General features: G+C 67.3%; 9 protein-coding genes. 5 read left to right on the forward strand and 4 right to left on the reverse strand.

Annotated elements, in window-relative coordinates; genetic code table 11:
* Positions 1 to 190: 190 nt before the first annotated feature.
* Together ACLMAJ_RS28135 and ACLMAJ_RS28140 are read right to left on the reverse strand one after the other, a co-directional pair.
* Positions 191 to 2,956, reverse strand: a complete 2,766-nt coding sequence (locus ACLMAJ_RS28135; protein WP_412016856.1) for a bifunctional acetate--CoA ligase family protein/GNAT family N-acetyltransferase — start codon at positions 2,954 to 2,956, stop codon at positions 191 to 193.
* Positions 2,949 to 4,175: an acetoin utilization protein AcuC gene (locus ACLMAJ_RS28140; RefSeq protein ID WP_412016857.1), complete on the reverse strand. Its 1,227-nt coding sequence runs from the start codon at positions 4,173 to 4,175 to the stop codon at positions 2,949 to 2,951. The genes ACLMAJ_RS28135 and ACLMAJ_RS28140 overlap by 8 nt, the downstream gene beginning before the upstream one ends.
* A gap of 285 nt (positions 4,176 to 4,460) precedes the next feature.
* Here ACLMAJ_RS28140 and ACLMAJ_RS28145 point away from each other — a divergent pair, with 285 nt between their 5' ends.
* Both ACLMAJ_RS28145 and galE read left to right on the forward strand, forming a co-directional pair.
* Positions 4,461 to 5,147: an iron-dependent transcriptional repressor DtxR gene (locus ACLMAJ_RS28145; RefSeq protein WP_412016858.1), complete on the forward strand. Its 687-nt coding sequence runs from the start codon at positions 4,461 to 4,463 to the stop codon at positions 5,145 to 5,147.
* Positions 5,148 to 5,150: 3 nt separating this feature from the next.
* Positions 5,151 to 6,131 (forward strand): UDP-glucose 4-epimerase GalE, encoded by a 981-nt coding sequence (gene galE / locus ACLMAJ_RS28150; RefSeq protein ID WP_412016859.1) that lies wholly within the window; start codon positions 5,151 to 5,153, stop codon positions 6,129 to 6,131.
* 56 nt (positions 6,132 to 6,187) lie between these two features.
* Here the strand turns inward: galE and ACLMAJ_RS28155 are convergent, their stop codons facing one another.
* Both ACLMAJ_RS28155 and ACLMAJ_RS28160 read right to left on the reverse strand, forming a co-directional pair.
* Positions 6,188 to 7,390, reverse strand: coding sequence for a DUF4192 domain-containing protein (locus ACLMAJ_RS28155; protein WP_412016860.1), 1,203 nt, complete (start codon positions 7,388 to 7,390; stop codon positions 6,188 to 6,190).
* Positions 7,391 to 7,491: 101 nt separating this feature from the next.
* Positions 7,492 to 8,214: a DUF5642 family protein gene (locus tag ACLMAJ_RS28160; RefSeq protein ID WP_412016861.1), complete on the reverse strand. Its 723-nt coding sequence runs from the start codon at positions 8,212 to 8,214 to the stop codon at positions 7,492 to 7,494.
* Positions 8,215 to 8,440: 226 nt separating this feature from the next.
* On the opposite strand from ACLMAJ_RS28160, the gene ACLMAJ_RS28165 reads away from it, so the two are divergent.
* From ACLMAJ_RS28165 to ACLMAJ_RS28175, 3 genes are read left to right on the forward strand one after another with little or no spacing between them, the layout of a single operon-like run.
* Positions 8,441 to 9,394, forward strand: coding sequence for a PAC2 family protein (locus ACLMAJ_RS28165; RefSeq protein ID WP_412016862.1), 954 nt, complete (start codon positions 8,441 to 8,443; stop codon positions 9,392 to 9,394).
* A gap of 60 nt (positions 9,395 to 9,454) precedes the next feature.
* Entirely contained in the window at positions 9,455 to 11,953 is a 2,499-nt protein-coding gene (locus tag ACLMAJ_RS28170) for a DEAD/DEAH box helicase (RefSeq protein WP_412016863.1), read from the forward strand.
* A gap of 28 nt (positions 11,954 to 11,981) precedes the next feature.
* Entirely contained in the window at positions 11,982 to 13,082 is a 1,101-nt protein-coding gene (locus tag ACLMAJ_RS28175; protein WP_412016864.1) for a type III PLP-dependent enzyme, read from the forward strand.
* Positions 13,083 to 13,084 lie beyond the last annotated feature (2 nt).

Here is a 13,084-nt window from a genome sequence, read left to right on the forward strand (position 1 = left end):
GTGCCGGTGACCCGGCACACGCCCTGGACGTCGAGCCTCGTTCGACGCTCGACTTGGTGACCGTTAGCGGTCACTTGAAACGCCGACCGGTGTCCGCGCGTCCCGCCCCCGCCGGGGTCACGCGAGCCGGTCGGCGATGCTCGTTCCCGGCCGACCTCACTCAGCCCGACCTCACTCAGCCCGAGCGGCCTCAGCCCAAGCGGCGCGGCCCCCCTTCGAAACGGCTGGGTTCCGGGCCGATTCGGGCTCGGGCGTAGAGAATCGAGGCCGAAGCCGCCGAGGCGAGGACCGGATCGAAGGACAGTTCACGCAGTTCCGGGATGTCGTCGAAAAGGGCCGAAATACGTTGGGCCAGTTCGGCCAATGCGGCCTTGTCGACACGTGGGCTGGCCGGAGTGCCCGAGAGCAATGGTGCCGCACGCGGAGCATCGATCAGTGCGACAGCCTCGTCCTCGGTCAGCGGGAGTGCGCGATAGGCGCGGTCGCCGAGGAGTTCGATGATCAGCCCGGAGAGGCCGAATTCGATCACCGAGCCGAACGAAGGGTCGTCCTGTACGCGAAGGACACAGCCGACGCCGGGGGGCGCCATCTTCTGGATATGCAGCACGGGGTCGCCACTGAGCTCAGCCAGGTGGGCGTAGGCCTGGCGGACCGCCTCGGAGCGCCACAGGTCGAGGCGAACGCCGCTGAGGTCGGGTCTGCGCCGCCAGAGTTCCCCGGTGGCCTTCGCCGCCACCGGGTAGCCGAGTTCTTCGGCCGCGGCGACCGCCTCGTCGGCATTGCGCACCTCGCGGTATTCGACGACGTGGATGCCGTAACAGTCCAGCAGCGCAACGGTTTCCTGGTCGGTGAGCCTGCGCCCGCCGGAGTCCGCCATCCACTGCGCTACCAGTCCCCTTGCCTGTTCGGTGTCGATGCCGTCCGGGCGTCGAACTACCGAGACCGGCTTGTCGCGCCACTGCGCGTAGCTGCGCACCCTGGCCAGCGCCCGTGCGGCGCGCTCGGGGTCCGGATACGAGGGGATCGAGCCGCGGACCGCCGTCCCACCCGGCCCGCGCATCGCGAGTAGGTTCGGAATCCCTTGTTCTGCGACGAAAGTGGTCAAGATCGGTTTGCCGGAGTCGGGCACGGCCATGGCTGCCTCCCGGATGGCGTCGGCGAAACCGGCCATCGGCAGCGGTACCGGTGGCGCGAAAACCACGATCACCGCGTCGATGTCAGCCGAGCGCAATGCCGCCACGATGGCGTCCAGGTAGGCCCCGGGCGTCGCCTCCGGCCCCAGATCCACCGGCTCGCCAACCGAATGCTCGTCGAGGCCGCGCTCGGTCGGACGTGAACGGCGAGTGCCCTCGAAGGTCTCGCCCGCCGGCGAGCGCACCTCCAGTCCTTCCCCGCGAGCCGCGTCGACGGCGAGCCAGTTCAACGCGGCGCTGTTGCCGACCACCGCCACCCGAGGACCGGCGGGCAGCGGCTGATAGCCGAGCAGCGCCGCGCAGTCGAACAGCTCGGAAATGGAGTCGACCTGGACGATGCCTGCCTGCGCGAACAGATCACGCACGATCGACCGGTCCATATCGCCGGTCGGCTGTGCCCGCGCGGCGAGCCTGCCGCTGCTCACCGCGACGATCGGCTTGGTCCGCGCCACCCGGCGCGCGATGCGGGAGAACTTCCGCGGATTACCGAAACTCTCCAGATACAGCAGGATGACGTCGGTGGCGGCGTCGGTGTCCCAGTATTGGAGCAGGTCGTTGCCGGACACGTCCGCGCGATTGCCCGCCGACACGAACGTCGACAATCCCAGATTGCGCGCGGCGGCCTCACCGAGAATCGCGGCGCCCAGCGGTCCGGACTGACAGAAGAACCCGATGCGCCCGCGCCCCGGCAGCAGCGGAGCGAGGGTGGCGTTGAGCCCCACCTCCGGATCGGTATTGGCGATGCCGAGCGCGCTCGGGCCGACCACGCGCATCCCGTGCCCACGCGCGGCGGCGACCAACTCACGTGCCGCGGAGACACCGCCCGGACCGGTCTCCCCGAAGCCCGCGGTCAGCACAACCAAACCCTTGACGCCCTTGGCCATACAGTCGTCGAGCACCGAGCCGATCGCGTCGGCGGGCACCGCGACCACCGCAAGATCGACCTCGTCGGGGATATCGCGCACCGTCGGATAGGCACGCACCCCGCGGACCGACTTCCGATTCGGGTTGACCGGGAACACCGGCCCCTGGAATACCCCGGAGAGCAGGTTCGCCAACACCACGCCACCGACCCGCCCGGCGGCCGGCGTCGCACCGATGACGGCGACCGAGCGCGGTGCGAGCAGATTGCCGACGCTGCGGGCCTCGGACGCCCGCTCGCGGGAATCACGGACCGAGAGCAGAGCTTCGCTGGGATCGATGGCGAACTCCAGGTGCAGCACCGAGCCGTCCCTGCTGCGCTCGACCTGATAGCCCGCGTCCCGGAACACCGTCACCATCACGGTGTTCTCGGCGAGTACCTCGGCGACGAATGTCTCGATCTTGTTCTCGGCGGCGGCGCCCGCAAGATGTTCGAGCAGGATCGAGCCGAGGCCACGGCCCTGATGCCCATCGGCGACCACGAACGCGACCTCTGCGGCGCGCGGTCCGGAGCGCGGCAGCAGCTCGTAGCGGCCGACCGCGATGATCGCCTCGCCGAGCTCGAGCACCAACCCGACCCGGTCGCGATGGTCGACGTGCGTGGAGCGGTACAGGTCCTTGGGCGAAATACGCGGGTACGGACCGAAATAGCGCAGATATCTGGTCCGATCGGACAGCGCGGCATGGAACCGCTGTAGTCGGTCGGCATCGTCGGGGGTGATGGGCCGCAGCCGCACCACACCACCGTCGGCGGCCAGCACATCGGCCAACCAGTGCTGGGGCGGCGGAGGCGGCACCGCCGGGGTATCCGGGGTATCCCCGACGGGTGTCGGCTCAGTCACGGGGGTCCTCCGGATCGAGACCGAGCAACCCGAAGGTGGCTCGGCGAGTAGCCAATACAGCGGTATCGATGGCGCGTTGCGCGCGGTCGATACGCACGTCCCCAGTCTCCCCGGTACCGCCGGGCCCATCCCACGGGCGGTAGGCGATATCGCCGCCGTCCCCCATGGTCTTCGGCGGGTCGACAGCGGGCGCTTCGACGCGGACGCGATCGATCCAGCCCTGCGGCACTGCGGTTTCCGGCGCGACCGTGCGGTCCAATGCGGTCGCCAGCAGGTGCGTCCAGGCTCGAGGCACCACCCGGACCAGGCCGTATCCGCCGCCACCGACCGCAAGCCAGCGACCTTCGGCATGCCGGTCGGCCAGCTCGCGCATGGCGAGGAAAGCCGCGCGCTGACCGTCGACGGTGAGCTCGAGATCGGCGAGCGGATCCTCGCGATGGGTGTCGACGCCGCACTGGCTGATGATGATCTGCGGCCGGAACGCTTCGATCGCGCCCGGCACCACCGCGTGGAAACCGCGCAGCCACTGGGCGTCCCGAGTGCCGGGCAGCACCGCGAGATTGATCGCGGTGCCCGCCGCCGCGCCGCTACCGGTTTCCTCCGGCCATCCGGTGTTCGGCCACAGGGTGGCCGGGTGCTGATGGATCGAAACGGTCAGCACACGCGGGTCGGAGTAGAAGGCTTGCTGCACCCCGTCGCCGTGGTGCACGTCCACATCGATGTAGGCAATACGATCGAAGCCGTTGTCGAGCAGCCAGGAGATGGCCACGGCCGCGTCGTTGTAGATGCAGAACCCGGAGGCCGAATCGGCCATCGCGTGATGCATGCCACCACCGATGCTCACCGCCCGCCGGGTGCGTCCCTCCGCGATCTCACGGGCCGCTGCCATAGTGCCGCCGACGATCACCGACGCGGCCTGATGCATCCGCGGGAATATCGGGTTGTCCTGCGAACCGAGCCCGTAATCCGGCGCCAACGGCGAGCCGACGGGCGCGATCGCATGCTCGACCGCCTCGATGTACTCGGGGGTGTGGATGCGCAGGAGATCCGCCATCCCGGCCGCTGCGGGCTCCAACCGCTCGACACCGTCGAGTAATCCGAGACTTTCCGCCAGCGCCATGGTGAACTTCAGCCGTGCCGGCTTCATCGGATGCTGCGGCGTCCAGGCGTAATCGAGGAACCGGTCGGTCCAGACAACGGTTCCGGTAGCGGTGGCCATGGTTGCCACGCTAGAGCGTTTCGAGCAACTTGTCGGTGCCTGCCGGTATACAGGGCCAGGTGTCGAACGAGTGGTCGACACGCTCCCAGGGGAAGCTAACGTCCCCGCGAGATGTTCGTATGCAGTAGAACTACAGGCAAGTGCGAACACGGCGATGACGTCGTGCGCCGACAGGATTCCCGCAGCGCAGTGCATTCGACCGTGACACCGGGGCGCGAGATGGTCCGGCACACGGTCGTGCCGCTGTGCGTGGGTAGAATTCGTGCCGACGAAGGGGTTATACAGGTGAAGGATCTGGTCGACACCACGGAGATGTACCTCCGTACCATTTACGACCTCGAGGAGGAGGGCGTTGTGCCCCTGCGCGCCCGGATTGCCGAGCGCCTCGAACAGAGTGGTCCGACGGTGAGCCAGACTGTCGCTCGCATGGAGCGCGACGGTTTGCTGCTGGTCGCCGGTGACCGCCATCTCGAACTGACCGACAAGGGCCGCGGCATGGCCGTCGCGGTGATGCGCAAGCATCGCCTCGCCGAACGCCTTCTTGTCGACATCATCGGCCTCGACTGGCAGAACGTGCACGCCGAGGCGTGCCGGTGGGAACACGTCATGAGCGAGGACGTCGAGCGGCGGCTGGTCGAGGTGCTCAACCACCCGACTACCTCGCCGTACGGCAACCCCATCCCCGGCCTCGACGAACTGGGCATCATTCCGTCCACCGGCTCCGAGGAGAGCCTGGTGCGGCTCTCGGATCTGCCACACGGGCAGGTACACGCGGTCGTCGTGCGCAGGCTCGCCGAGCACATCCAGACCGATCCCGAGGTCATCGGCCAACTGCGTGCGGGCGGCGTTGTGCCCGACGCGCGCGTGACGGTCGAGACCAAGCCGGGGTCGGTGGTCATCACTGTGCCAGGCCACGAGGGTTTCGAGCTCTCGGACGAAATGGCCCACGCCGTCCAGGTGAAGCTGGTCTGACGCGTGAAACTTCTGGTCACCGGTGGCGCCGGATATGTCGGCGGGGTGTGCGCTCAGGTATTGCTCGAAGCAGGTCACGAGGTCGTTGTCGTCGATGATATGTCGACCGGCAACGCAGATGGCGTTCCCGCCGATGCGCGTTTCGTCGAGGGTGACGTCGCCGTCGCGGCGACCGCGCTGCTCGCGGCCGAAACCTTTGACGGTGTCCTGCATTTCGCCGCGCAGTCGCTGGTCGGTGAGTCCGTGCAGCGGCCGGAGAAGTACTGGCACGGCAACGTGGTGAAAACCTTGGAACTGCTGGAGGCGATGCGCGACACGGGCACACCACGGCTGGTGTTCTCCTCGACTGCGGCCGTCTACGGCGAGCCCGAGCAGGTGCCGATCACCGAGGACGCGACGGCCCGCCCGACCAATCCGTACGGCGCTTCGAAGCTCGCTATCGACCACGCCATCACCTCCTACTCGAATGCGTACGGTCTGGCCGCGACCAGCCTGCGCTACTTCAATGTCGCGGGCGCCTATGGCGGCCTCGGTGAAAACCGGGTGGTGGAAACCCATCTCATCCCGCTGGTCTTGCAGGTCGCCCTCGGGCACCGCCCGGCGATCTCGGTCTTCGGTACCGACTGGCCGACACCGGACGGCACCGCGGTCCGCGACTACATCCATATCCGCGACCTCGCCCAGGCCCACCTGCTCGCACTGGACACCTCCGCATCGGGCACGCACCGTATCTTCAACCTCGGCAGCGGCACCGGGTTCTCGGTCCGCGAGGTGATCTCGGCCTGCGAACGTGTCACCGGCCTTCCGATCGCCGCGCAGGACGCCCCCCGCCGGGCGGGTGACCCAGCGACTTTGATCGCCTCCAGCGACCGCGCGGTCGCCGAACTCGGCTGGGTCCCCAAGCACAACGATCTCGACGAGATCGTCGCGGATGCCTGGGAATTCCTGCGCGGCTTGGGTTCCCGCGCCCACTCGGCACCGTAGCCGCGTTCGTCCGGGGTCGCCACCGCCCAGCCGTAGCTCGACAAGCGGCCCCGGCTTCAGCACAGCTCGATGCCGAGGTCGGCCGCGGTCTCCACACCGGAACGGGCCAGCCTGCGCAACTGATCCGGTCGCATACCCGCACGCAGCGCGGTGTCCAGCAGGATCGCCATCGGGTGTGACGGATCGGCCTCCAGCGCCGCGTCGAAGGCGATGCCCGCCAATGGGCCGTCGCCGCGGACATATGCGCTGTAGCCGAGCAGGGCCGCGGCGTCGGCGCGATCGGAATCCGACAGCACGCGGACAAGCTCGGCCCAGAGGCGCTCGGCCGCTACGGCGTGGTCGCTGACCGCCAATGCGAACAAGGCATCGCGTACGACTCGATCACGCAGTGCGACAGCCAGTTCCGCGAGCTCGCCCCCCGCGAGCCGGGTACCGAATTCGATATTGGCGATGTGCCACAGCACCCGCTCGAGCATTTGCCGGTGGTAACCGTCCGGGTCGCCGCGCCGGATGGCGTCGGCATACCGGAGGTGGGCGGCGGTGAGCGCGTCAACGAGCTCGGCCGCGACCTGTTCGCGCAATGCGTAGTTCGTGGCAACCATGGCCGTCAGCTCCGAGCGGGCGCGATAGATGGGTCTGCCGTCGAGTACGTGCGCCACCGTCACCATCGAGGTGGCCGGATCCGGCAGCGCCCCACGCCGTTCCGCATCGGGCAGGCTCCACCAGCGCTCGTCTTTGTCGATAGCGCGGACCGCCCACGCGCCGCCGAGCACGACATCGTGATCGTCGACAAGCAGCCGTGCGAAGGTGGCGATCAGTGTCCCGAAGGGGCCGGTGCGGGTGGCGCGGCGGACCTCGGAGCGGCGCGCTGCCGGTTCACGGATGCGGTCGTCGACGATCACCGCAAGCACCTCGCCCGCGTTCTCGCTGACACAGATTCGTCCGACATGCTCCGCGAACGCGGTGGCCAACCCGCGCCGGCTGACACCGTCCTGCTCCAGATCGACGCGTACCACCGCGTCGATGATCGGGATGCCTGCGTGATCGGGCGCACCGCGCAGCACCGCGACCACCAGCGAGCGTTCCGGTACGAATCCGACCATCGCGGGCAGCGCCGCGATCAATTCACCTGGGTCGTCGACGTGCAACTGTGCGGGTGCCGCCGACCCGAACCGCGGGCCTCGCTCGCAGCAGGTGACAGTGCGGCGGGGGTGGCGGCTGAGATCCTCGACTGCGGCGGGGTTCACGGGAGTGGTCATGCGTCGAGATTGCGCCAACGTGCCCTCGTCTCCCGCAGACCGACCAGGGCTTTCACCTGCCCTGTGGATATCGCCTTTCCTGTGGATGAACAGGGTTCCGGCTACGCCGTCTTGACCTTCTGCACCGTCGTCGTGAACAGCTCGTCCAGCGCCGCCGTATCCGCCTTCGCATCGCTGAAGGTCATGTACGTCACCGTAATTCGCACATCGTCGACCTGACCGGTCAGCGTCTGCATGGACTGGGTCAGCCCGGCTCCCCCGACCTCCGGCACGACGGTGCGGCGCAGCGCAAGGGTGTCATCGGCGTCGATCGGCGGTGGCGCTTGCAGCTGCGTGGTCACAGTCGTCGTCGCCCCTGCCCGCGTGACCTGCAGCTTGTCGCACCGCTTCAGCTGATCGCGCAACGCGGACAGCGGCTGTTGCGTCCTGGTCAGCTCTACGGTGAGGGTGGCACGGCTGTCATTGTCGGTACCGACCGCGATGACCGTCTGATCGGGCCCGAACCGCTGCTCGGGCGGCAGGCAGCCGTCCGGGCTCACGATCGAACCCCGCCCGACTCCGGTGAGATCACCCGCGGCCTGCGCCGCCGCCTCCTGCGGCAGTACCACCGCCGGATACCTGGCAGGAAACTGCGCGGAATTCGGTAGCAACGTCGAAAGTTGGGCGCCGACATGCCTCTGCACGATGGTCGGTATCGACGCGACCGGGTGCCCGGCCACCGTCGAAGCGCAACCGGCAATCAGCAACGCACTCGCGACGGCAGGCAGCCGACCCGAAATAGCGAAACCGAGTTGCCCCTTACGCATCGAATCGGGCACAGTCATCCGACCCAGTGTGCCGAACTCCCCGTGCCCGACCGCGATGCCACGCCGTGCGTGACCGATGCGGGAATGCAGCGGACGGCACGGTGGTTGGCTGTGGGTATGGGTCGGTGTCCGGCCGTGAGCGCGATCGTCTGCGCCATAGGGGACAATGGACAGTGGTTCGCCCGCTGCGACACAGCAAAGGCTTGCGGCTCGCATCGGTGGACCGCGCAGGAAGGAGTACGCGATGGACCACGAGTCGCGAATGTACGAGTTGGAGTTCCCCGCTCCACAGCTGTCATCCGACGATGGCGCGGGTCCGGTGCTGGTGCACGGACTGGAAGGCTTCACCGATGCAGGGCATGCGGTGCGGTTGGCCACCACGCACCTGCGCGAGAGTCTCGAAACCGAACTGGTTGCCTCGTTCGATATGGACGAGCTGTTGGACTACCGCTCGCGACGCCCGCTCATGACCTTCAAAACCGATCACTTCTCGGAATACGCCGAACCCGAACTCAACCTGTGGGCGCTGCGTGACACCGCTGGCACTCCGTTCCTGCTGCTCTCGGGCCTGGAGCCGGACCTGCGCTGGGAGAAGTTCACCACCGCGGTGCGCCTGCTGGCCGAACAACTCGGCGTGCGGCGGACCATCGGGCTGAGCGCGATTCCGATGGCGATTCCGCACACCCGCCCGCTCGGCGTCACCGCGCATTCCTCCGACAGCGACCTCATCGCCGAGCATCAGCGCTGGCCGGGCGAGTTGCAGGTGCCGGGAAGCGCGTCCTCGCTGCTGGAGTACCGGATGGCTCAGCACGGGCACGAATCGGTCGGTTTCTCGGTGCATGTGCCGCACTACCTCGCCCAGACCGCCTACCCAGAGGCCGCACAGACGCTGCTCGAGAACGTCGCGGGCAATGCTGGTCTCGAGATTCCACTCGCCGCACTCGGCGAGGCCGCCGCGAGAGTACGCGAACAGGTCAACGAGCACATCGCGGGCAACTCCGAGGTGGAGACCGTCGTCAACGCGCTGGAACGCCAGTACGACAGCTTCGTGACCGCCCAGGAGCGCCAATCGAGCCTGCTCGTCGGCGACGGTGAACTGCCGAGCGGTGACGAGCTCGGCGCGGAGTTCGAGCGATTCCTCGCCGAACAGGGCGGCTACGACGGCGACACCAGCGCCGAGGGCGACCAGACGGAGTAACCGATAAGCGCCGATCACCGGGCGGGCAGCCACCTGATGGCAGCCCGTAGGGTGGTCGGAGTGGATCTGACCGAACTGCTCGAGATACCCGGTACCGACGCCGACGCACTGTACGAGTCGTTCGGAGCGTGGGCGGCCGAGCAGGGCACACCGTTATATCCCGCGCAAGACGAGGCGCTGTTGGAGCTGGCGTCCGGCTCGAACGTCATTTTGGCTACCCCGACCGGCTCCGGCAAATCCCTGGTCGCCGTCGGCGCGCACATGTTCGCGCTGGCGCGCGGTCAGCGCACCTACTACACCGCTCCGATCAAGGCGCTGGTCAGCGAGAAATTCTTCGCACTGTGCGAGGTATTCGGCGCCGACAAGGTCGGCATGGTGACCGGCGACGCCGCGGTGAACCCGCAGGCGCCGATCATCTGTGCCACCGCCGAGATCCTGGCGAATATGGCGTTGCGCGAGGGCGCGGCCGCCGATGTCGGCCAGGTGGTGATGGACGAGTTCCATTTCTACGCCGACCCCGATCGCGGCTGGGCCTGGCAGGTACCGCTGCTGGAGCTGCCGCGCGTCCAATTCCTGCTCATGTCGGCCACTCTCGGTGATGTGGGCTTCTTCGCCGAAGATATAGAGCGCCGCACCGGCAACCCCACCGCCGTGGTTGCGGGCACCGAACGCCCGGTGCCACTGACCTATTCGTATGCGCGCACACCCATTACCGAGACGCTCGAAGACCTCGTTACCACCAACCAGTCGCCCGTCTATGTCGTGCACTTCACCCAAGCCTCAGCGCTGGAGCGTGCCCAGGCGTTGACGAGCGTGAACTTCGCCACGCGCGCCGAAAAAGATGCCATCGCCACCGCATTGGGTGATTTCCGCTTCTCCTCCGGCTTCGGCAAGACTCTATCGCGGCTGATTCGCCATGGCATCGGCGTGCACCATGCGGGCATGCTGCCGAAATATCGCCGCCTGGTGGAACGGCTCGCCCAAGATGGTCTGCTCAAAGTCGTCTGCGGCACAGATACTCTCGGCGTCGGCATCAATGTGCCGATCCGCACCGTGCTGCTCACCGGCCTGACCAAGTACGACGGCGTGCGCACCCGCAGGCTCAAAGCCCGTGAGTTCCATCAGATCGCGGGCCGCGCCGGCCGCGCCGGATACGACACCATGGGCACGGTGGTCGTACAGGCACCCGATCACGAGGTGGAGAACACCCGGCTGGTGGCCAAGGCCGGCGACGATCCGAAGAAGCTGCGCAGGGTGGTTCGACGCAAACCGCCCGAGGGTTTCGTGTCGTGGAGTGAGGAAACCTTCGACCGTCTTGTCGTTGCCGCGCCGGAGCCGATGGTGTCACGCTTCGCGGTGACCAACTCCATGCTGCTCAACGTGATCGCGCGACCTGGCAATTGTTTCTACGCCATGCGCCACCTGCTCGAGGACAATCACGAGCCGCGCCAAGCGCAGCGCCGCCACATCCTGCGCGCAATCGCGCTGTACCGGGCTTTGCGCGATGCCGGTGTGGTGCAGCAGCTTCCGGAGCCCGACGCGCAGGGTCGACACGCCAGGCTCACCGTCGACCTGCAGAGCAACTTCGCGCTCGACCAGCCGCTGTCACCCTTCGCACTCGCCGCCTTCGACCTGCTGGACAAGGAGTCCCCCACCTACACCCTCGATGTCGTCTCCCTCATCGAGTCGACCCTGGAGGATCCGCGCCAGCTGCTGATGGCTCAGCAGCACAAAGCTCGAGGTGTGGCGATCAACGAGATGAAGGCCGACGGCATCGAATACGACGAGCGCATGGAGCTGCTCGAAGAGGTCACCTGGCCCAAACCGCTTGCCGAGCTGATCGATCCGGCGTTCGAGACCTACCGCGGTGGGCACCCGTGGATGTCGGAATTCGCGCCGTCGCCGAAGTCGGTGGTGCGCGACATGATCGACCGTTCGATGACCTTCGCCGAGCTGATCTCGCATTACGAGCTGGCCCGCTCCGAGGGCGTCGTGCTGCGCTATCTTGCCGATGCCTACCGCGCGCTGCGGCGCACCGTGCCGGATTCGGCCCGCACCGAGGACCTCGACGACATCACCGAATGGCTCGGCGAGCTTGTACGCCAGGTGGATTCGAGCCTGCTCGACGAATGGGAGCAGCTCACCAACCCCGGCGCGGAGACCGACGCCGACCAGCTCGCCTTCGGCTCCGAGACAATCCGCCCGATCTCCGCCAACGAACGCGCCTTCCGGGTGATGATCCGCAACGCCATGTTCCGACGCGTCGAACTGGCCGCCCTTCGCCGCTGGGACCTGCTCGCCGATATGGGAACCGGGCCGGACTGGGAAGCCGACCTCGCCCCCTACTTCGCCGAATACGAGCGCATCGGCACCGGCCCCGATGCCCGAGGCCCGCAACTGTTCCAGGTGGAACTGCGTCCCGGTTTCTGGCATGTGCGCCAAGTACTCGACGACCCCGCGGGCGACCACGGCTGGGCGGTGCAGGCGGTCGTCGATCTCGACGAGTCCGATGCCGCGGGCGAGGTCGTATTCGACGAGGTCACGGTGTCCGCGGGGTGAGAGCCCCCTTGGATTGATGGGTTCGAACATGCCCGAATCACCTTTCCTGGTCATCGACCAGGAGCGCGTGCGCGACAACTACCGCGCACTCCACAACGCGCTGCCCACAACACGAATCCGGTTCGCGGTCAAGGCAAGTCCGGTACCCGAGCTCATCCGGCTGCTGGATCAGCACGGCGCGGAGTTCGACGTGGCCAGTGTCGGCGAGATCGAACTCTGCCTGGATGCCGGCATCGCCCCGGCGCGGATGTGCTACGGGAACCCGATCAAGAAGGCCGCCCACATCGCGGCCGCTTACGCCGCCGGCGTACGCCGCTATGCCTTCGACACCGAGGATGACCTGCTGCGCATCGCCGAACACGCGGCGGGTTCCGAAGTCGAGTGCCGTTTCCTATCCTCGGCACCCGAATCGAAGACGCCGTTCGGAACCAAGTTCGGCTGCACACCCACCGAGGCCTTCCGACTATTGGTGCGCGCTGTCGATCTCGGCCTGATAGTGGCGGGACCGTACTTCCACGTCGGCTCCCAGCAGCTGGACCCGCAGGCCTGGCGCATCGGCATCGAACAGGCCGGAGAGATCGTCGCGGCGCTGGCAGACAAAGACATTCGGGTCTCGTCGGTGAATATCGGCGGCGGCCTTCCCATTTCCTACGTCGACGCGGTGCCCGCGCTCGACGACATCGCGGCCGTTGTCATGGCCGCGACCACCGAATTCCTGCCCGAGACAGCCGGACTCGTCATCGAGCCGGGTCGCGCGCTCGTCGGGTCGGCGGGCACCATTCACGCCGAGGTTGTCGGCGTTCGCATCGCGCCGGACGGTCGGCGCTGGGTGTATCTCGACATCGGCCGCTACAACGGTATGGCCGAGACAGAGAACGAGTACATCGCCTACCGTTTCGTCACCGAACGTGACGGTGACCCCGTGGACGAGGCGGTGGTAGCCGGTCCGACCTGCGACGGCGACGATGTACTGTATCAACGCACGCGAGTCCTCCTTCCGACCACGTTGCGAGCCGGTGATCGCATTCGGATCCTCGACACCGGCGCCTATACCGCGAGCTATTCATCGGTGTCCTTCAATGGTTTTCCGCCCTTGACCGTTCATGTCTCGGGCGCTGAGCGAAAGTGAGT

Source organism: Nocardia arseniciresistens (assembly GCF_046764875.1).
In the GTDB taxonomy this organism is placed as follows: Bacteria; Actinomycetota; Actinomycetes; order Mycobacteriales; family Mycobacteriaceae; genus Nocardia; species Nocardia arseniciresistens.